Raw genomic sequence first — 19777 nt, forward strand, 5'->3', positions numbered from 1 at the left:
TGCCGAGGAGTTTCCGATGGGCCTTTTGATCGACGGCCGCTGGCATGACCAGTGGTACGAAAGCAGCAAAGACGGCGCGTTCCAGCGCGAACAGGCGCAACGCCGCAACTGGCTGACCGCCGACGGCAGGCCCGGTCCCAGCGGCGAAGGCGGGTTCAAGGCCGAAGCCGGGCGTTATCACCTTTATGTCTCCCTGGCCTGTCCCTGGGCCCACCGCACCCTGATCCTGCGCAAGCTCAAGGGCCTGGAAAGCCTGATCGATGTATCGGTGGTCAGCTGGTTGATGCTGGAAAACGGCTGGACCTTCGACAAGGCCTACGGCTCCAGCGGCGATGCGCTGGATAACCACACCTTCATGCACCAGCGCTACACCGCCGATACCGCCGACTACACCGGCCGCGTGACCGTGCCGGTGCTATGGGACAAGCAATTGCAGCGCATCGTCAGCAATGAATCGTCGGAAATCATCCGGATGTTCAACAGCGCGTTCAATGAACTGACCGGCAATCAGCTGGATTTCTATCCCCAAGCCTTGCACCCGCAGATCGACAGCTGGAACGAACGCATCTATCCGGCGGTGAACAACGGTGTCTATCGCGCCGGGTTTGCCACGTCACAGGGAGCTTATGAAGCAGCCTTTGATGATGTGTTCGGTGAGTTGGAGCAGTTGGAACGGCATCTGGCGGAAAACCGTTATATGGCGGGGGAGTACCTGACGGAAGCGGATGTACGGCTGTTCACCACGCTGATTCGTTTTGACGCGGTGTACTACGGACACTTCAAGTGCAATCTGCGGCGGATTGCCGATTATCCGAGCCTGTCGAACTGGCTGCGAGAGCTATATCAATGGCCGGGCGTCGCCGAGACGGTGGATTTTGCCCATATCAAGGGGCATTACTACGCCAGTCACCGGACCATCAATCCGACCGGGATTGTGCCCAAGGGACCGGAGCAGGATTTCATGGGAAGCCATGATCGGGAAAAACTGGCTGGACGTGGTGTCTGGCGCGACCTCTAACACACCGCAAAACTGTAGGAGCGTGGCTTGTCCGGACGCCGCACCGCCGCGAAGCTTTTAGCGATCTCAAGGACTTCTTCGCGGGCAAGCCCTGCTCCTACAGGTTGATGTCGTGCACAAAATTGTGCTCGACACCGCACTTTAGATATCGTCAGGCCCAGATCCCACAGTAGGGATTTGCATCAAACCTGGGATTGCGCGCCTTCGAACCAGGCCAGTTTCTCACGCAACTGCACCACTTCCCCGACAATCACCAGCGTCGGCGCATGCACTTCATGCTCCGCCACCAACTGCGGCAGATTCGCCAAGGTCCCGGTAAACACCCGCTGATTCGATGTAGTGCCCTGCTGGATCAACGCCGCCGGGGTCTGCGCCGAACGACCATGGGCAATCAACTGCTCACAGATCACCGGCAACCCGACCAACCCCATGTAGAACACCAACGTCTGCGCCGGTGCCACCAGATCCGCCCAGGGCAGGTCCGTGGAGCCATCCTTCAAGTGCCCGGTGACAAACCGCACCGACTGCGCGTAATCGCGATGGGTCAGCGGAATCCCGGCATAAGCCGAACAGCCGCTGGCCGCCGTGATCCCCGGCACCACCTGGAACGGAATCCCCTGGGCCGCCAGCTCTTCGATCTCTTCGCCGCCACGGCCGAAGATAAACGGATCGCCGCCCTTCAACCGCAGCACACGCTTGCCTTGCTTCGCCAGATCAACCAGTTGCTGGTTGATCTGATCCTGGGGCACGGCATGATCGGCGCGACGCTTGCCGACATAGATCCGGTCCGCATCGCGGCGGCACAGTTCCAGAATCGCCGGCGCCACCAGGCGGTCATACAGCACCACATCCGCCTGTTGCATCAGACGCAGGGCACGGAAGGTCAGCAGGTCTGGATCACCCGGTCCCGCGCCCACCAGATACACCTCACCCGGCGCATTCGGCGGCGCACCGTTGATCTTCTCCAGCAGCAAGCGCTCGGCTTCAGCACCCTGCCCGGCCAGTTGCCGGTCGGCAATCGGGCCCTGGAACACTTCTTCCCAGAACGCCCGGCGCTGCTGCACAGCCGGAAACAGGCCTTTGACCTGGCTGCGGAAACGCGCCGCCAAACCGGCCAACTGGCCGTAGGTCGAAGGAATCCAGGTTTCCAGCCTGGCCCGGATCAGGCGCGCCAGCACCGGCGCATCGCCACCGCTGGACACCGCGATAATCAACGGCGAACGGTCGACAATCGCCGGGAAGATCACGCTGCACAACGCCGGCGCATCCACCACATTGACCGGCACGCAGCGCCGATGGGCATCCGCCGAGACCTGGGCATTGAGTGGCTCGTCGTCGGTGGCGGCTATGATCAGCCCGCAACCGTCGAGGTCGGACTCAAGGTAACCGCGCAACAGCAACTCGCCGCCGCTGCCACTGACCAGCTCGCCCAGTTGACCCTCGACCTCGGGCGCGACAACCCGCAGCACCGCACCGGCATCGGCCAGCAGGCGGGATTTGCGCAAGGCAATCTCCCCCCCGCCGACCACCAGCACAAGGCGGCCACGCAGGTTGTGGAACAGCGGCAGAAATTCCATTTAGCCGATGACCTCGATGCCGCCCATGTAGGGCTTGAGCACTTCCGGCACACGAATCGAACCGTCGGCCTGCTGGTAATTTTCCAGCACCGCCACCAGCGTACGGCCCACGGCCAGGCCGGAACCGTTCAGGGTGTGGACCAGCTCGGGCTTGCCGGTTTCCGGGTTACGGAAACGCGCCTGCATGCGACGGGCCTGGAAGTCGCCGCAGTTGGAGCACGACGAGATTTCACGGTATTTGTCTTGGCTCGGCACCCAGACTTCCAGGTCGTAGGTCTTCACGGCGCTGAAACCCATGTCGCCGGTGCACAGCGCCAGAACGCGGTACGGCAGCTCCAGCAGTTGCAGGACCTTCTCGGCGTTGGCGGTCAGGCCTTCCAGGGCTTGCATGGAAGTCGACGGCTCGACGATCTGGACCATCTCGACCTTGTCGAACTGGTGCTGGCGGATCATGCCGCGGGTGTCACGGCCCGACGCACCGGCTTCACTGCGGAAGCACGGGGTGTGGGCGACGAACTTCAGCGGCAGCAGTTTCGGATCGACGATTTCGCCGGAAACGATATTGGTCAACGACACTTCGGCGGTCGGGATCAGGTACAGGTCGGCTTCGCCTTCGCGGCTGATCTTGAACAGGTCTTCCTCGAACTTCGGCAGCTGGCCGGTACCCTGCAGGGCCGGCGCCTGGACCAGATAAGGCGTGTAGGCCTCTTCGTAGCCGTGTTCGGTGATGTGCAGGTTGATCATGAATTGCGCCAGGGCGCGGTGCAGGCGGGCAATCGGGCCCCGCAGCAAGGCGAAACGGGCACCGGACAGCTTGGCGGCGGTTTCGAAATCCAGCCAGCCGAACTTCTCGCCCAGGGCAACGTGGTCCTGGATCGGGAAGTCGAAAGCGGTCGGCGTGCCCCAACGGCGCACTTCGACGTTGCCTTCTTCGTCCGCACCGACCGGCACGGACTCGTGAGGCAGGTTCGGCAGGCTCAGCAGGATCGCATCCAGATCCGCCTGGATCGCATCCAGCGCAACCTTGCCTTCACTCAGCTCGGAGCCCATGGTTTCAACACTGGCCATCAACGGCGCGATGTCTTCGCCGCGCTGCTTGGCCTGACCGATACTCTTGGAAACCGCATTGCGCTCGGCCTGCAATTGTTCGGTGCGGGTCTGCACCACCTTGCGCTGGTTTTCCAGCGCTTCGATGCGGGCGACATCGAGGCTGAAGCCACGGGAGGCCAGGCGATCCGCTACGTCCTGAAGGTTGCTACGTAACAGTTTGGAATCGAGCATGTCGGTTTCTCGTTATCAGAGTTTGGTCAAGGACAGGCCGGCCCAGGTCGCGAGCAGCCCGCCGAATACGCTGAGGGCCGCATAGCCCAGGGCAATCAGTACCTGCCCGCTTTCCAGCAGGCGCACCGTATCCAGTGAAAAGGATGAAAATGTGGTCAGGCCGCCGACAAATCCCACGATCAAGCCGGCGCGGATCTCAATCGGCACCTCGGGACGCAGCAAAAACAGACCGTAGAGCACGCCAATCACCAGGCAGCCCACGATATTAACGGCCAATGTCGCGGTATAGAAGTGCCGCGGCCAATTGGCGTTGATCAGGTTGCCGGTGGCGAAGCGCACCAGGGTGCCGATAATCCCGGCGAAGGAGACGGCAAGGACGGTGCGGATCAAGGCTTTCTCCGTTGTTTCGGGCTGTTGCGGTCAAGGGCCGCGAGGTGGTTGAGCTTTTCGCCGATCTTCAATTCCAGCCCCCGTGGCACTGGCTGGTAGAAGGGCTGGGGCTCCAGTTCCTCGGGGAAATAGTCCTCGCCCGCCGCATAGGCGTCGGGTTCGTCATGGGCGTAGCGGTATTCGTCGCCGTAGCCCAACTGCTTCATCAGCTTGGTCGGTGCGTTGCGCAGGTGCAGCGGCACTTCCAGCGAGCCATGTTCGGCGGCGCTGCGCATGGCGGCCTTGAAGCCCATGTAGACGGCGTTGCTTTTCGGCGCGCAAGCCAGGTAGGTAATGGCCTGGGCCACCGCCAATTCGCCTTCGGGGCTGCCGAGTCGCTCCTGCACATCCCAGGCCGCCAGGCACAGGCTCAGGGCCCGTGGATCGGCGTTGCCGATATCCTCGCTGGCCATGCGCACCACCCGGCGGGCCAGGTACAGCGGGTCGCAGCCGCCGTCGAGCATGCGCGCGAACCAGTACAGGGCGCCATCGGGATTGGAGCCGCGCACCGACTTGTGCAAGGCGGAAATCTGGTCGTAGAACGCCTCGCCGCCCTTGTCGAAACGCCGGCGGGTATCCCCCAGCAAGCTTTGCAGCAATTCGACGCCGATTTCCTCGCCGTCTTCAGCCAGGTCCGAGGCGTTTTCCAGCAGGTTGAGCAACCGCCGACCATCGCCGTCGGCCGCCGACAGCAGCATCTTGAAGCCTTCCTCGCCCAGGCTCAGCTGGCGCTTGCCGAGGCCTCGCTCTTCGCTCAAGGCCCGCTGCACCAGCTTGTTCAGGGCCGCTTCGTCGAGGCTTTTCAGCACATAGACCCGCGCCCGGGAGAGCAAGGCGTTGTTCAGTTCAAACGAGGGGTTTTCGGTGGTGGCGCCGATAAAGATCAGGGTGCCGTCTTCCACATAGGGCAGGAAAGCGTCCTGCTGGGACTTGTTGAAGCGGTGCACTTCGTCGACGAACAGGATGGTGCGCTTGCCGTACTGCCCGGCCTGCTGCTTGGCGATTTCCACCGCCTGGCGGATCTCCTTGACCCCGGCCAGCACCGCAGAAACGGTTTCGAAGTGGGCGTCCGAGACTTCCGCCAGCAGCCGCGCCAGGGTGGTCTTGCCCACCCCCGGCGGGCCCCAGAAGATCATCGAATGCAGCGCGCCCTGCTCCAGGGCTTCGCGCAACGGCTTGCCACGAGCCAGCAGGTGCTCCTGGCCGACGTACTCATCCAGGTTGGTCGCGCGTAAACGGGCGGCCAGGGGCTGGGCAATCGGGGCACGGCTGAACAGGTCCATGGCGGGCGTCTGAAACCTCTTATTCCTGGATCACGTCCGCACCCTTGGGGATGACGAACTTGAACTTGGCGGCGTCGATGGGTTCATTGGCCTTGACCCCGGTGAACAGCAGGTTGGTGCGCTGGCCGACGCTGTCGACCAGTTGCATGTCATTGATCAGGCCGTTGCGGAACGACAGGCGCAGACTGTCGAACAGGGTGTCCTTGGTTTTCGGCTTGAGGACGAAGTCGATCACGCCGCCGGCTTCCTTGGCACTGATATCGAAGCTTTCGCTGATCTTGGAGACATCACCGGAGAGCAGCAGGGCCGGGGTCTGGGTCAGGCGCAGGTCGAGCTTCTTGATGGTGACCTGTTCCAGGTCCGGGTCCCAGAGGGTGACCTTCTGGCCGTCGGAGATCATGGTCTGCTCCTGCGGCGCATCGGTGTGCCAGTAGAACAGGCCCGGGCGCTGGAGGGTCATCTCGCCGGCGGTTTCCTGCAACTGGGTACCGCCGCCGTCCAGGGTCAACTGCGAGAAACGCGCGGTCAGGGTCTGGGACTTTTCGAGCAATTGGGTCAAACGCGCCACGTCCTTCGGATCGGCGTGGGCCGACAGCGTGGTCAAGGCCAGAACCGGCAGCAACAGCATGCGGATAAAACGCATGGGAATCCTCATTGAACTCGTTGAAAGGGCGCGCCGCGTGACTCCACGCGGCACGGATCAGTCGCGCGACGGCCCGGGGGCGAGTACTTCACGCGAGCCGTTGGTGTTCATGGCGGTCACGACCCCGGCCATTTCCATGGACTCGATCATGCGGGCGGCGCGGTTGTAGCCGATCTTCAGCTTGCGCTGGACCGCGGAAATCGAGGCTCGGCGGCTTTCCAGCACGAACTGTACGGCTTCGTCGTAGAGCGCGTCGGTTTCAGCGTCGTCGCTGTCGCCACCACCGCTGCCGCCGTCGAAGCCGCTGCCGGCCTCTTCAACGCCATTGAGGATGTCGTCGTTGTATTCCGGTGCGCCGCGCAGTTTCCACGCCTCGACCACCCGGTGAACCTCATCGTCGGAGACAAAGGCGCCATGCACACGAATCGGCAGGCTGGTGCCTGGCGGCATGTAGAGCATGTCACCGTGACCGAGCAATTGCTCGGCGCCGCCCTGGTCGATGATGGTCCGCGAGTCGATCTTGCTCGACACCTGGAACGCCATGCGCGTCGGGATGTTGGCCTTGATCAGGCCGGTGATCACGTCCACCGACGGCCGCTGGGTCGCGAGGATCAGGTGGATACCGGCGGCCCGTGCTTTCTGGGCGATACGGGCGATCAGTTCTTCGACCTTCTTGCCGACGATCATCATCATGTCGGCGAATTCGTCGACCACCACGACAATGGTCGGCAGCTTGGTCAGCAGCGGCGCTTCGTCGTGGATGCTTTCGCGGTTGTACAGCGGGTCGCTCAGCGGCGTGCCGGCGTCCTGGGCTTCCTTGACCTTGTGGTTGAAGCCCGACAGGTTACGCACGCCCATCTTGGCCATCAGCTTGTAGCGCCGCTCCATCTCGGCGACGCTCCAGCGCAGGGCGTTGGCGGCGTCCTTCATGTCGGTGACCACTGGGCAAAGCAGGTGTGGAATGCCTTCGTAGATCGACAACTCGAGCATTTTCGGGTCGATCATGATCAGCTTGGCGTCTTCCGGGCCGGACTTGAACAGGATCGACAGAATCATCGCGTTCACACCCACCGACTTACCGGAACCGGTGGTACCGGCCACCAGCAGATGCGGCATCTTCGCCAGGTCGGTGATGACCGGCTTGCCGCCGATATCGTGGCCCAGGGCCAGGGTGACCGGGGATTTCGCGTCGTCGTATTCCGGGGTCGAGAGCACTTCGGAGAAACGCACGATCTGGCGGTCCTCGTTGGGGATCTCGATACCCACGGTGGTCTTGCCCGGGATGACTTCCACCACCCGCACGCTGGTAACCGCGAGCGAACGCGCCAGGTCCTTGGCCAGGTTGGAGATCCGGCTGACCTTGACCCCCGCCGCCGGCTGGATTTCGTAACGGGTAATCACCGGCCCCGGATGGATGGAATCCACCGAGACTTCGACGCCGAATTCCTTGAGCTTGATTTCCAGCAGATGGCCGACGGCCGCCAGGGATTCCGGCGAGTAGTTGAGCTGCTTCTTTTCCGCCGGGTCGAGGATCGAGATCGGCGGCAAGGTGCCTTCCACCGCGCTGTCGACAAACAACGGCGCCTGCTTCTCTTTCTCCACGCGCTTGCTCTGCTGCACCGGTTTGACCGGCGCCGGGGCAATCACCGGCGGGATCTGCTTCTCGCGCTCGGACATGTGCTTACTGAGGGCCTGCTCGCGTTCGATCAGGCGCTCCTTGACCTTGGCCTGCTCGCGTTTGTCGGGAACGCTCGGTGCCACCACTTCGTGAACGCGGTCATCGACCTCACGCAGTTGCGCCACCAGCTGCTTGCGTTCGACCCGGGACGACCACCAGCGATTCATCGCGCCCTGGAACAGTTCGAACAGGTCCAGGGTGATCTTGCCGGTGACGTCCATGACCTTGAACCAGGACAGGTCGGTGAACACCGTCAGGCCGAACAGGAACAAGGCGATGAACAGCAGCGTGCTGCCCTGGATATTCAGGGCGTTTTTCGCCAGGTTGCCGAGGCTTTCGCCCAGGGCGCCGCCCGCCCCTGCCGGCAGGCCGAAGGGCTGGTGGAAATGGATATGGGCCAGCGCGGCCCCGGACAGCACCAGGAACACCAGGCCGATCAGCCGCCAGGAAAACAGCCAGCCGCTCCATTGCCAGGGTTCGTGGCGCTGGCGGAAGATCTGGTAGGTCTTGATCGCCAGCAACAAGGGGAATACATAGGCGAAATAACCCAGCACCATGAACAGGATGTCGGCGCTGTAGGAACCGGCGGGACCGCCGAAGTTCTGCACGTTATCGATCTTGCTGTTGTGGCTCCAGCCGGGATCGTCCTTGCCATAGGTCAGCAAGGCCATCATCAGGAACAGGCACAACGCGCCGATAGCAATCAGCGCACCTTCCTTGAGGCGATAATGCAGCTGCTGCCGCCAGAGCGGAACGACTGCTTTAGAGGGTGTGGCGGTGGATTTCTTCAAAATGATTCACTGCTTCATTACATAACCGGCATTGTACGGATTTGTCCGCCCGATGCCACGCTGTCACCGCATGGGTGTAGCATAACCGACAGCACTTTTCACGCGGTTCAATTTGAGCACGCATTCTCTTTTGTGACAAAGGCTTATGAGGTGTTTTATGAGCGCAACCAAGCATTCACGCCTGATCATCCTGGGTTCCGGCCCTGCCGGTTACAGTGCGGCGGTTTATGCCGCCCGCGCCAACCTCAAGCCTTTGGTCATTACCGGCCTGCAAGCCGGTGGTCAATTGACCACCACCACCGAAGTCGACAACTGGCCCGGCGACGTCGAAGGCCTGACCGGCCCGGTGCTGATGGAGCGCATGCAGAAACACGCCGAGCGTTTCGACACCGAGATCGTCTATGACCACATTCACACCGCCAAGTTGCAGCAGCGCCCGTTTATCCTCGAGGGCGACAGCGGTATCTATACCTGCGACGCCTTGATTATCGCCACCGGCGCCTCGGCGCAGTACCTTGGCCTGCCATCCGAGGAGGCCTTTGCCGGCAAGGGCGTCTCGGCCTGCGCGACCTGCGACGGGTTCTTCTACCGCAACCAGGTGGTGGCGGTGGTCGGCGGCGGCAATACCGCGGTGGAGGAAGCCCTGTACCTGGCCAATATCGCCAAGGAAGTGCACCTGGTGCACCGTCGGGACAAGCTGCGTGCGGAGAAGATCCTCCAGGACAAGCTGTTCGAGAAAGCCGCCAACGGCAATATCCGCCTGCACTGGAACGAGAACCTCGATGAAGTGCTCGGCGATGCCAGCGGCGTCACCGGCGCCCGCCTGCGCCACAGCGACACCGACGAAACCCGCGAACTGGCGCTGACCGGGGTGTTTATCGCCATCGGCCATAAGCCCAATACCGATCTGTTCGAGGGCCAGTTGAGCATGCACAACGGCTATTTGCGGGTACAGGGCGGCAGCGAGGGCAATGCCACGGCAACGGAAATCCCCGGGGTATTCGCCGCCGGCGATGTCGCCGACCATGTCTATCGCCAGGCCGTCACCTCGGCCGGCGCCGGCTGCATGGCGGCGCTGGATGCCGAGAAATTCCTGGACGATAACTGATGCTGACCTGGTTACAACGCAACTCCCTGACCTTCCCGCCCCTGGCCAAGGCCATGCGCGAACCCAATGGCCTGCTGGCCGCCGGCGGCGACCTGTCCGCCGATCGACTGATCCAGGCCTATCGCCATGGCTGTTTTCCCTGGTTTTCCGAAGGCCAGCCGATCCTCTGGTGGTCGCCGGACCCGCGCACCGTGCTGTTTCCCGATGAATTGCATGTCTCCCGCAGCCTGAACAAGCTGTTGCGCCAGCAACGCTACCAGGTCACCTTCGACCGGGATTTCGCCGCCGTGATCCGCGCCTGCGCCGCCCCACGGGCCTATGCCGACGGCACCTGGATCACTGAGGCCATGCAAACCGCCTATCTGCAATTGCATGAGCGCGGTTTTGCCCACTCGGTGGAGGTCTGGGATAACGATGAGTTGGTGGGCGGCCTCTACGGCCTGGCAATGGGCCAGCTGTTTTTCGGCGAGTCCATGTTCAGTCGTGCCGACAACGCCTCGAAATTCGGTTTCGCCACCCTGGTCCGGCACCTCAAGGCCTCGGGGTTCGTCCTGATCGACTGCCAGATGCCCACCGATCACCTGCACAGCCTTGGCGCCCGGGCCATTCCCCGGGAGGACTTCGCCCGCTACCTGGGCGAACATCTGGACCAGCCCAACAGCGCGACCTGGCTGCCCTGACCCACTACGATCAGGTAACCTTCACACAGCACCTAGGCGTCTTTTCCCAGGCTGGCTTACACTTGATTCAACGCAATTGAAAGCTTATTCCGAGGGTCGATCATGACCGAGCTGGCGCGCTTGAAGTTCTATGCCACTCAACCCCACTCTTGCAGCTATCTGCCCGAAGAGCAGGCGACCACGCTGTTCCTCGACCCTAGCCAGCCCATGGACGTGCATGTCTACGCAGACCTGTCGGAAATGGGTTTCCGTCGTAGCGGCGACCACCTGTACCGGCCCCATTGCCAGAACTGCAACGCCTGCGTGCCGGCGCGGATTCCCGTGGCGCAGTTCCTGCCCGATCGCCAGCAGAAACGTATCTTCAAACGCAACGCCGAGCTCAAGGTCAGGGCCGTCAAGCCGGGGTTCAGCGAGGAATACTTCGACCTGTACCAACGCTACATCGAACAACGGCACGCCGATGGCGACATGTTCCCACCCAGTCGTGACCAGTTTTCCACTTTTCTGGTGCGCGACCTGCCGTTCTCACGTTTCTATGAATTCCGCCTGGAGGGGCGCCTGCTGGCCGTGGCCGTCACCGACCTGCTGCCCAACGGACTATCAGCGGTCTACACCTTCTATGAGCCCGCTGAGGAGCGTCGCAGCCTGGGGCGCTACGCTATCCTCTGGCAGATCGGCGAAGCCCGGCGGCTGGGGCTGGAGGCGGTCTACCTCGGCTATTGGATCAAGAACTGCAAGAAGATGAACTACAAGACCCAATATCGACCGATCGAACTGCTGATCAACCAGCGCTGGGTGACGCTCAGTTAGCTCGTCGCCCCCACCGGAATCGAACTGTATTTTCCAGGCCGGTACTAACCCCTTGGCGTGAACCCCCTTTTTCGGGCACAATGCACGCCGCTTTTGCCTGGCGCAGTTGCACCGGGCCATTCACTGGACACCGAGGGCTTTACTGCATGTCGAAAGAAGACAGCTTCGAAATGGAAGGCACTGTCGTCGACACCCTGCCGAATACCATGTTTCGCGTGGAATTGGAAAATGGGCACGTCGTAACCGCGCATATCTCCGGAAAGATGCGCAAGAACTACATTCGTATTCTCACCGGTGACAAAGTGCGCGTCGAGCTGACGCCCTACGACTTGAGCAAAGGGCGCATCACCTACCGCGCCCGCTAAGCAAGTCGATACAAAAACGCCCGGCACTTGCCGGGCGTTTTTGTTTGTGTGCATTTCAGGGAGTGACGCCCCTCTTTTGTGGGAGCCGGCTTGCCGCCCCCACAGGAGACGCAGTGTTTTCAAAATCACAGATACAACAAAGGCGCCAGAAGGCGCCTTTGTTGTGTTTACAGGACCTACATCAAGCCATTTCAGCCGTGGTTTCGAACTCGAAGGTCAGCTCGCCATCCTTCAGATCGATGTGCACCACACCGCCATGGTCGGACAACTCGCCGAACAGGATCTCCTCGGCCAACGGCCGCTTGATCTTGTCCTGGATCAGACGCGCCATCGGGCGTGCGCCCATCGCCGCGTCGTAACCACCTTCCGCCAGCCAGTTGCGCGCCGCATCGGTGACTTCCAGTTGCACACGCTTGTCTTCCAGCTGCGCCTGAAGCTCGGTAAGGAACTTGTCCACCACGCTCTTGATCACCTCATGGCTGAGGCGACCAAACTGGATAATGGTGTCCAGACGGTTGCGGAACTCCGGCGTGAAGCTCTTCTTGATCACTTCCATCGCATCGGACGAGTGGTCCTGATGCGTGAAGCCAATCGACGCACGTGCCGCGGTTTCGGCACCGGCGTTGGTGGTCATGATCACGATCACATTGCGGAAGTCCGCCTTGCGCCCGTTGTTGTCGGTCAGGGTCCCGTGGTCCATCACCTGCAGCAGCAGGTTGAAGACTTCCGGGTGGGCCTTCTCGATTTCATCGAGCAGCAGCACGCAATGCGGTTGTTTGGTGATGGCCTCGGTCAGCAGGCCGCCCTGGTCGAAACCGACATAACCCGGAGGCGCACCGATCAGACGCGAAACGGTGTGGCGCTCCATGTACTCGGACATGTCGAAACGCACCAGTTCGATCCCCATCGCCTTGGCCAACTGCCGCGCCGCTTCGGTCTTGCCGACGCCGGTGGGACCGGCGAACAGGAACGAACCGACCGGTTTGTCCGGCGACTTCAAGCCGGCACGGGACAGCTTGATGGCGGTCGACAGCGAATCGATGGCCGCATCCTGACCGAACACGGTCAGTTTCAGGTCGCGCTCCAGGTTACGCAGCAGTTCCTTGTCGGAGCTGGTGACGTGTTTTGGCGGAATCCGCGCGATCTTCGCCACGATGTCCTCGACCTGAGGCACCTCGATGCGTTTGACCCGTTTCTCGATCGGTTGCAGGCGCTGATAGGCACCGGCCTCGTCGATCACGTCGATGGCCTTGTCCGGCATGTGCCGATCATTGATATAACGCGACGCCAGTTCGGCGGCGGCGCGCAAGGCCTCGTCGCTGTACTCGATATTGTGGTGCTGCTCGAAACGCCCTTTCAGGCCGCGCAGGATACCGATGGTGTCTTCCACCGAAGGCTCGGACACGTCGACCTTCTGGAAGCGCCGCGCCAAAGCCCGGTCCTTCTCGAAGATGCCACGAAATTCCTGGAAGGTGGTCGAACCGATGCAGCGGATATCACCCGAGGAGAGCAACGGCTTGAGCAGGTTCGAGGCATCCATGACGCCGCCGGAAGCGGCACCCGCACCGATGATGGTGTGGATTTCGTCGATGAACAGGATCGCCTGCGGACGTTTTTTCAACTCGCCGAGCAACGCCTTGAAGCGCTTCTCGAAATCGCCGCGGTATTTGGTACCGGCCAGCAGTGCACCGAGGTCAAGGGAGTAGACCACGCTGTTGGCCAGCAGGTCCGGCACCTGGTTGTCGACGATGCGCTTGGCCAGGCCTTCGGCGATGGCCGTCTTGCCCACGCCCGCCTCGCCCACCAGCAGCGGGTTGTTCTTGCGCCGGCGCGCCAGGATCTGCGCCACGCGCTCGACTTCCAACTCACGCCCGACCAGCGGATCGATACGACCCTGGCGCGCCAGTTCGTTCAGATTGCTGGCATAAGCGTCCAGTGGATTGCCTGAAGATGAAGACTCACCGCCCTCTTCGTCCTGCATATCTTGCTCGCCTTCGGAGTGATCGCCGTGCCCGGGCACCTTGGAGATGCCATGGGCGATGTAGTTGACGACATCGATACGTGCAACGCTTTGCTGCTTGAGCAGGAAGACCGCCTGGCTTTCCTGCTCGCTGAAGATCGCGACCAGCACGTTGGCGCCCGTCACTTCACGTTTACCGGAACTCTGCACATGGAAGACAGCACGTTGCAGGACACGCTGAAAGCCCAGAGTCGGCTGGGTTTCGCGATCCTCATCATGGACGGGGATCAGCGGCGTGGTGGAGTCGATGAACTCCTGCAGATCGTGCTTGAGTTTATCGAGATTGGCGCCACAGGCACGCAGGACGGTGGCGGCAGCCTCATTATCCAAAAGGGCCAGCAGCAGGTGCTCGACGGTCATGAATTCATGACGCTTCGAGCGAGCCTCCTTGAAGGCAAGATTGAGGGTGACTTCGAGTTCGCGGTTTAACATAGTTCACCTCATACCCAAGTGGTCGGCATTAACCGTCCTTCTCGATTTCACAGAGTAGCGGATGCTGGCTTTCCCTGGCGTACTGATTGACCTGCATGGCCTTGGTCTCGGCGATGTCGCGGGTAAACACTCCACATACTGCCCGTCCTTCTGTGTGGACGGCCAGCATGACCTTGGTCGCCAGCTCGCGATTCAGGTTAAAAAACACCTCGAGCACTTCGACGACGAAATCCATCGGTGTGTAGTCATCATTGAACAAAACCACCTTGTACATCGGTGGCGCCTGCAACGCGGGCTTGGATTCCTGTACAGCAATACCCGCGGAATCGTCGTCGTGGGAATCCGGGCGATCCTGATTGAATGTTAGTCGAATCTGGCTGATTGCATGCATGGAAAGAAAGGTTCGTCAGTTGAGCAATTGCAGTGATGGGGGCACTTCGGACAGATTTCAACACTGGCCGTCGCGTCACCTTGACTATCGGCAAAACGGTGTTACAACCAATAGAGCCCACATTGGGTAATAAGGTCCATACCGTCAACCGTTTTTCTGGTTCACGCAGTGAAGGATGAACTGGATGATACTCCAGTGATGGGGTCGTTTGCAGAGGGATATGAGCATGCTGAGTGGTAAAGTCAAGTGGTTCAACAATGCCAAGGGCTACGGCTTCATCATTGAAGAAGGCAAGAGTGAAGACCTGTTCGCCCATTACTCGGCCATCCAGATGGATGGCTACAAAACCCTTAAGGCTGGCCAGGCAGTAAGCTTTGAGATCATCCAGGGTCCCAAGGGGCTGCATGCGGTCAACATCCGGCAACTGGTCACCGCTGCCGCACCTGTTGCCAAACCGCAGAATGCTGCGACACAAGCCCCCGCCGTAACCGCCAGAGCCTGAAAGCCACACGCTTTCAGATAGAGAAACGCCCGGTCCAATCACTTGGGCCGGGCGTTTTCGTTTACCGTCGGTCAGCCTACATGTGCTTGATCAGCGCATCGCCAAAGCCGGAAGACGACACCAGCGTCGCACCGTCCATCAGACGCTCGAAATCATAGGTCACGGTTTTCGCGCCGATGGCGCCATTGGTGCCCTTGATGATCAGGTCGGCCGCTTCGATCCAGCCCATGTGCCGCAGCATCATTTCCGCGGACAGGATCAGCGATCCGGGATTGACCTGGTCCTTGCCCGCGTACTTGGGCGCGGTACCGTGGGTCGCTTCGAACATTGCCACGGTGTCGGACAGGTTGGCCCCCGGCGCGATACCGATACCGCCCACTTCGGCGGCCAGGGCGTCGGACAGATAGTCGCCGTTCAGGTTCAGGGTCGCGATCACGTCATACTCCGCCGGACGCAGCAGGATCTGCTGGAGCATGGCATCGGCGATGGCGTCCTTGACCACCACGTTGCGGCCGGTTTTCGGGTTCTTGAACTGCATCCACGGGCCGCCGTCGAGCAGGGTCGCGCCGAACTCCTCGGCCGCCACTTCATAGGCCCACTCCTTGAAGGCACCTTCGGTGAACTTCATGATGTTGCCTTTATGCACGATGGTCAGCGACTTGCGATCGTTGTCGACGACATATTGCAGGGCCTTGCGCGCCAGTCGCTTGGTGCCCTCTTTGGACACCGGCTTGATGCCGATCCCGCAGTCCTGGTCGAAACGGATCTTGGTGACACCCATTTCTTCCTTCAGGAACTTGATGACCTTGATCGCTTCCGGCGAACCGGCCTTCCATTCGATACCGGCATAGATGTCTTCGGAGTTCTCACGGAAGATCGTCATGTCAACGTCGCCGGGCTTCTTCACCGGACTGGGCACGCCTTCGAACCAGCGCACCGGACGCAGGCAGACATACAGGTCGAGCTGCTGACGCAGGGCTACGTTCAGCGAACGGATGCCGCCGCCCACCGGCGTGGTCAGCGGGCCCTTGATGGAGACAACATAATCCTTGACCGCGTCCAGGGTTTCCTGGGGCAGCCAGGTGTCCTGGTCATAGACCTGGGTGGCCTTCTCGCCGGCAAAGACTTCCATCCAGGAAATCTTGCGCTTGCCGCCGTAGGCCTTGTGTACCGCCGCATCGACGACCTTGATCATCACCGGGCTGATATCGACGCCAATACCATCGCCTTCGATGAAGGGGATGATCGGGTTGTCAGGAACATTGAGAGAATGGTCTGGATTGACGGTGATTTTTTCGCCGACGGCCGGAACCTGAATCTTCTTGTATCCCATGTTGAACTCCATCTATGGATTGAACATCTGGCTGCGTTCGAGCGTACCCCAGGTGCTTGCCCGTGGGAACCTCACACCCGACTCATCTGCCGCGAAAAACCTCGATTTCGCGGCCTACAAGCTTGAAAGCAAAGGTAAAAGCGCCAAAGTCGAGCACTGCTTGCGACACCTCGCCGCAGGGTGCCCTGCGACCTTTAGACCAATGGACGAGTGTAGTCGCTTATGAAGCATCGGCGTTTTGCCAGCAACCTATGTATAATCGCGCCGCTGACCATGGAGTCACGACGGCCGACCTCTCTACAACGAGACTTTCCGCCTGAAAAAGCCGGGTTGTTATCGCAATCCGACCGCTTGACGCTCGACTGATGCACCCAACATCACCGCGCGCGAAGAAACCTCGACATTCGGCTCATGGATGACTTTTGAACGAACGCGCTTACCCGGCGCATCTCGAGTTTCTGCGCATGCTTTAGCAAAGAAGAGAGTTAATCCGAATATGCCCAACCGTTCGAAGATCATCTACACCTTCACCGACGAAGCCCCTGCCCTCGCCACCTATTCACTGCTGCCTATCGTAGAGGCCTTTACCGCTTCGGCTGATATCGCCGTGGAAACCCGCGATATCTCGCTGGCCGGCCGCATTCTCGCAAGCTTCCCTGAACAACTGGGCGCCAAGGCCGTGCCGGACCACCTCGCCGAGCTGGGCGAGCTGGCCATCACCCCCGAAGCCAACATCATCAAGCTGCCGAACATCAGCGCCTCGGTCCCACAACTGCAGGCCGCGATCAAGGAACTGCAAGCCCAGGGTTTCAACATCCCGGACTACCCGGAAACCGTCAGCACCGACGCCGAGAAAGACGCTCGCGCCCGTTACGACAAGATCAAGGGCAGCGCCGTGAACCCGGTCCTGCGCGAAGGCAACTCCGACCGCCGCGCGCCGCTGTCGGTCAAGAACTATGCCCGCAAGCACCCGCACAAGATGGGCGCCTGGGCTGCCGACTCCAAGTCCCACGTCGCTCACATGAGCACCGGTGACTTCTACGGCAGCGAAAAAGCCGCACTGATCGACGCTGCCGGCAGCGTCAAGATCGAGCTGATCGCCCAGGACGGCACTGCCAGCGTCCTGAAAGAGAAAACCAGCGTACAAGCCGGTGAGATCCTCGACTGCGCCGTGCTGAGCAAGAACGCCCTGCGCAGCTTCATCGCCGCTGAAATCGAAGACGCCAAGCAACAAGGCGTGCTGCTGTCGGTTCACCTGAAAGCCACCATGATGAAGGTCTCCGACCCGATCATGTTCGGCCAGATCGTTGCCGAGTTCTATAAAGACGCCCTGGCCAAGCACGCTGACGTGCTGGAGCAGATCGGCTTCAACCTGAACAACGGCATCGGCGACCTGTACGCCCGCATCAAGGCCCTGCCGGCCGAGCAGCAGGCGCAGATCGAAGCCGACATCCAGGCGGTCTACGCTGCCCGTCCGTCGTTGGCCATGGTCAACTCCGACAAAGGCATCACCAACCTGCACGTGCCGAGCGACGTCATCGTCGACGCCTCGATGCCAGCGATGATCCGTGACTCCGGCAAGATGTGGGGCACCGACGGCCAGCTGCACGACACCAAGGCGGTGATCCCGGATCGCTGCTACGCCACCATCTACCAGGCGGTGATCGAAGACTGCAAGCAACACGGCGCCTTCGACCCAACCACCATGGGCAGCGTGCCGAACGTCGGCCTGATGGCGAAGAAAGCCGAAGAGTACGGTTCCCACGACAAGACCTTCCAGATCAAGACCGACGGCGTGGTTCGGGTTTCCGACAGCACCGGTCGTACCCTGCTGGAACAGACCGTGGAAGCCGGCGACATCTTCCGTATGTGCCAGACCAAGGACGCGCCGATCCAGGACTGGGTCAAACTGGCCGTCAACCGTGCCCGCGCCAGCAGCACTCCAGCGATTTTCTGGCTGGACCCAATGCGCGCCCACGACGGCGTGGTCATCGAGAAGGTCCAGACCTACCTGAAGGACCACGACACCACCGGCCTGGATATCCAGATCATGTCGCCAGTCGACGCGATGAAGTTCACCCTGGACCGCACCCGCGCCGGCAAGGACACCATCTCGGTGACCGGTAACGTGCTGCGCGACTACCTGACCGACCTGTTCCCGATCATGGAACTGGGCACCAGCGCCAAGATGCTGTCGATCGTGCCGCTGATGAACGGCGGTGGCCTGTTCGAAACCGGCGCCGGCGGTTCGGCACCGAAACACGTGCAGCAACTGGTGGAAGAGAACTTCCTGCGCTGGGACTCCCTGGGTGAATTCCTGGCCCTGGCCGCGTCCCTGGAACACCTGGGCGTGACCTACAACAACCCGAAAGCCCTGGTGCTGTCGAAGACCCTGGACCAGGCTACTGGCCAGTTCCTCGACAACAACAAGTCGCCATCGCGTAAAGTCGGCAACATCGACAACCGCGGCAGCCACTTCTACCTGGCGCTGTACTGGGCCCAGGCCCTGGCCGCCCAGAGCGAAGACACTGCGCTGCAAGGCCAGTTCACCCAGCTGGCCAAGACCCTGGCCGAGAACGAGGCGACCATCGTTGCCGAACTCAACGCCGTACAGGGCAAGCCAGTGGACATCGGCGGCTACTACCACGCCGACGCCGAGCTGATCAGCAAGGCCATGCGTCCGAGCGCAACCCTCAACGCGGCGATTGCCGCACTGGTGTAAGCGTTCAGGAAACATCACAAACCCCGGCCGAGTGCCGGGGTTTGTGTTTGTGGACATGAAACAACATCGCCAGCACACCACCACCCTGTAGGAGCATGGCTTGCCAGCGAAGGGGCCCTCAAGATCGCTAAAAGCTTCGCTGGCAAGCCATGCGCCTACAGGGACCGCGCTCGCCTTATGATGACCATCACCCCGAACGGAGCACTCCCTATGGAATGGCAACCCCACATCACCGTCGCCACTGTCGTCGAAGACAACGGTCGCTTTCTCTTCACCGAAGAGTGCTACGAAGCAGCAACGGTCCTCAACCAGCCCGCCGGTCACCTGGACCCGAATGAAAGCCTCAGTGAGGCCGCCATCCGCGAAACACTCGAGGAAACCGGCTGGGAGGTGGAACTGACCGGCGTCGTCGGCATCTACCTGTATACCGCCCCGAGCAACGGCGTGACCTACCAGCGCGTCTGCTTTGCCGGCAAAGCGCTCAAGCACCGCCCGGACTATCAACTGGACCACGGCATCATCGGCCCACGCTGGCTGACCCGCGACGAATTGCTGGCCCTGCGCCCGCAATGGCGCAGCGAGCTGATCATCCGCTGCCTGGACGATTATCTGGCCGGTCCGCTGCACAGTCTCGAGCTGATCCGCCCTTCTCTTTAGCCTTGCGGGCCCGGGCCTGTTAGAATCGCGTCCTTTTTCGAAGACACTCATTGAATC

17 protein-coding genes are annotated in these 19777 nt (G+C 61.2%); 8 read left to right on the forward strand and 9 right to left on the reverse strand.

Annotated features, from left to right (window positions below; translation table 11 throughout):
* The first annotated feature begins 16 nt into the window (after positions 1-16).
* Positions 17-1018, forward strand: a complete 1002-nt coding sequence (locus M5C01_RS14460; protein WP_152739833.1) for a glutathione S-transferase family protein — start codon at positions 17-19, stop codon at positions 1016-1018.
* Positions 1019-1200: 182 nt separating this feature from the next.
* On the opposite strand, the gene cysG is transcribed toward M5C01_RS14460, so the two are convergent.
* The 6 genes from cysG to M5C01_RS14490 are packed head-to-tail and all read right to left on the reverse strand — an operon-like array spanning position 1201 to position 8700.
* A complete protein-coding gene (gene cysG, locus M5C01_RS14465) occupies positions 1201-2595 on the reverse strand; it encodes a siroheme synthase CysG (RefSeq protein ID WP_152739832.1) in 1395 nt (464 codons plus the stop codon).
* A complete protein-coding gene (gene serS / locus M5C01_RS14470) occupies positions 2596-3876 on the reverse strand; it encodes a serine--tRNA ligase (RefSeq protein WP_103498220.1) in 1281 nt (426 codons plus the stop codon).
* A 15-nt stretch (positions 3877-3891) separates the two neighbouring features.
* Positions 3892-4266, reverse strand: a complete 375-nt coding sequence (gene crcB / locus M5C01_RS14475) for a fluoride efflux transporter CrcB (RefSeq protein ID WP_100940095.1) — start codon at positions 4264-4266, stop codon at positions 3892-3894.
* A complete protein-coding gene (locus tag M5C01_RS14480; RefSeq protein ID WP_100940094.1) occupies positions 4263-5588 on the reverse strand; it encodes a replication-associated recombination protein A in 1326 nt (441 codons plus the stop codon). The genes crcB and M5C01_RS14480 overlap by 4 nt, the downstream gene beginning before the upstream one ends.
* A 19-nt stretch (positions 5589-5607) precedes the next feature.
* The gene (lolA, locus tag M5C01_RS14485) at positions 5608-6231 is read right to left on the reverse strand and encodes an outer membrane lipoprotein chaperone LolA (RefSeq protein WP_103498219.1); all 624 of its coding nucleotides are present in this window, start codon (positions 6229-6231) and stop codon (positions 5608-5610) included.
* Between the two features lie 57 nt (positions 6232-6288).
* Entirely contained in the window at positions 6289-8700 is a 2412-nt protein-coding gene (locus tag M5C01_RS14490; RefSeq protein ID WP_152739831.1) for a DNA translocase FtsK, read from the reverse strand.
* 157 nt (positions 8701-8857) lie between these two features.
* On the opposite strand from M5C01_RS14490, the gene trxB reads away from it, so the two are divergent.
* From trxB to infA, 4 genes are all read left to right on the forward strand, one after another.
* Positions 8858-9808 (forward strand): thioredoxin-disulfide reductase, encoded by a 951-nt coding sequence (gene trxB, locus M5C01_RS14495; RefSeq protein WP_103498217.1) that lies wholly within the window; start codon positions 8858-8860, stop codon positions 9806-9808.
* Positions 9808-10488 (forward strand): leucyl/phenylalanyl-tRNA--protein transferase, encoded by a 681-nt coding sequence (gene aat / locus M5C01_RS14500; RefSeq protein WP_152739830.1) that lies wholly within the window; start codon positions 9808-9810, stop codon positions 10486-10488. Before trxB ends, aat begins: the two co-directional genes overlap by 1 nt.
* Positions 10489-10590: 102 nt before the next feature.
* Entirely contained in the window at positions 10591-11298 is a 708-nt protein-coding gene (locus tag M5C01_RS14505) for an arginyltransferase (protein ID WP_103498215.1), read from the forward strand.
* 146 nt (positions 11299-11444) lie between these two features.
* Positions 11445-11663, forward strand: coding sequence for a translation initiation factor IF-1 (gene infA, locus M5C01_RS14510; protein WP_002553999.1), 219 nt, complete (start codon positions 11445-11447; stop codon positions 11661-11663).
* A gap of 181 nt (positions 11664-11844) precedes the next feature.
* Here infA and clpA read toward each other — a convergent pair whose 3' ends face one another.
* Positions 11845-14115, reverse strand: coding sequence for an ATP-dependent Clp protease ATP-binding subunit ClpA (clpA, locus tag M5C01_RS14515; RefSeq protein WP_103494146.1), 2271 nt, complete (start codon positions 14113-14115; stop codon positions 11845-11847).
* 28 nt (positions 14116-14143) lie between these two features.
* Positions 14144-14506 carry an ATP-dependent Clp protease adapter ClpS gene (clpS, locus tag M5C01_RS14520; RefSeq protein WP_040069302.1) on the reverse strand — a complete coding sequence of 121 codons (363 nt, stop codon included), beginning with the start codon at positions 14504-14506 and terminating at the stop codon, positions 14144-14146.
* Between the two features lie 220 nt (positions 14507-14726).
* Here clpS and cspD point away from each other — a divergent pair, with 220 nt between their 5' ends.
* Positions 14727-15008 (forward strand): cold shock domain-containing protein CspD, encoded by a 282-nt coding sequence (gene cspD / locus M5C01_RS14525; protein ID WP_305123111.1) that lies wholly within the window; start codon positions 14727-14729, stop codon positions 15006-15008.
* Positions 15009-15084: 76 nt separating this feature from the next.
* Here cspD and icd read toward each other — a convergent pair whose 3' ends face one another.
* Entirely contained in the window at positions 15085-16341 is a 1257-nt protein-coding gene (gene icd, locus M5C01_RS14530) for an NADP-dependent isocitrate dehydrogenase (RefSeq protein WP_103494147.1), read from the reverse strand.
* Positions 16342-16837: 496 nt separating this feature from the next.
* Here icd and M5C01_RS14535 point away from each other — a divergent pair, with 496 nt between their 5' ends.
* Entirely contained in the window at positions 16838-19063 is a 2226-nt protein-coding gene (locus M5C01_RS14535) for an NADP-dependent isocitrate dehydrogenase (RefSeq protein ID WP_152739828.1), read from the forward strand.
* Between the two features lie 210 nt (positions 19064-19273).
* Positions 19274-19720: an NUDIX hydrolase gene (locus M5C01_RS14540; RefSeq protein WP_152739827.1), complete on the forward strand. Its 447-nt coding sequence runs from the start codon at positions 19274-19276 to the stop codon at positions 19718-19720.
* Positions 19721-19777: the final 57 nt, after the last annotated feature.

It is taken from the genome of Pseudomonas sp. MWU12-2319, assembly GCF_023242525.1.
Taxonomy (GTDB): domain Bacteria; phylum Pseudomonadota; class Gammaproteobacteria; order Pseudomonadales; family Pseudomonadaceae; genus Aquipseudomonas; species Aquipseudomonas gingeri_D.

Bases quoted from the DNA above. Each gene is read 5' to 3' on its own strand.
- M5C01_RS14460 (WP_152739833.1), top strand. From the start codon at position 17: ATGGGCCTTTTGATCGACGGCCGCTGGCATGACCAGTGGTACGAAAGC.
- cysG (WP_152739832.1), bottom strand. From the start codon at position 2,595: ATGGAATTTCTGCCGCTGTTCCACAACCTGCGTGGCCGCCTTGTGCTG.
- serS (WP_103498220.1), bottom strand. From the start codon at position 3,876: ATGCTCGATTCCAAACTGTTACGTAGCAACCTTCAGGACGTAGCGGAT.
- M5C01_RS14480 (WP_100940094.1), bottom strand. From the start codon at position 5,588: ATGGACCTGTTCAGCCGTGCCCCGATTGCCCAGCCCCTGGCCGCCCGT.
- lolA (WP_103498219.1), bottom strand. From the start codon at position 6,231: ATGCGTTTTATCCGCATGCTGTTGCTGCCGGTTCTGGCCTTGACCACG.
- trxB (WP_103498217.1), top strand. From the start codon at position 8,858: ATGAGCGCAACCAAGCATTCACGCCTGATCATCCTGGGTTCCGGCCCT.
- aat (WP_152739830.1), top strand. From the start codon at position 9,808: ATGCTGACCTGGTTACAACGCAACTCCCTGACCTTCCCGCCCCTGGCC.
- M5C01_RS14505 (WP_103498215.1), top strand. From the start codon at position 10,591: ATGACCGAGCTGGCGCGCTTGAAGTTCTATGCCACTCAACCCCACTCT.
- infA (WP_002553999.1), top strand. From the start codon at position 11,445: ATGTCGAAAGAAGACAGCTTCGAAATGGAAGGCACTGTCGTCGACACC.
- clpA (WP_103494146.1), bottom strand. From the start codon at position 14,115: ATGTTAAACCGCGAACTCGAAGTCACCCTCAATCTTGCCTTCAAGGAG.
- clpS (WP_040069302.1), bottom strand. From the start codon at position 14,506: ATGCATGCAATCAGCCAGATTCGACTAACATTCAATCAGGATCGCCCG.
- cspD (WP_305123111.1), top strand. From the start codon at position 14,727: ATGAGCATGCTGAGTGGTAAAGTCAAGTGGTTCAACAATGCCAAGGGC.
- icd (WP_103494147.1), bottom strand. From the start codon at position 16,341: ATGGGATACAAGAAGATTCAGGTTCCGGCCGTCGGCGAAAAAATCACC.
- M5C01_RS14535 (WP_152739828.1), top strand. From the start codon at position 16,838: ATGCCCAACCGTTCGAAGATCATCTACACCTTCACCGACGAAGCCCCT.
- M5C01_RS14540 (WP_152739827.1), top strand. From the start codon at position 19,274: ATGGAATGGCAACCCCACATCACCGTCGCCACTGTCGTCGAAGACAAC.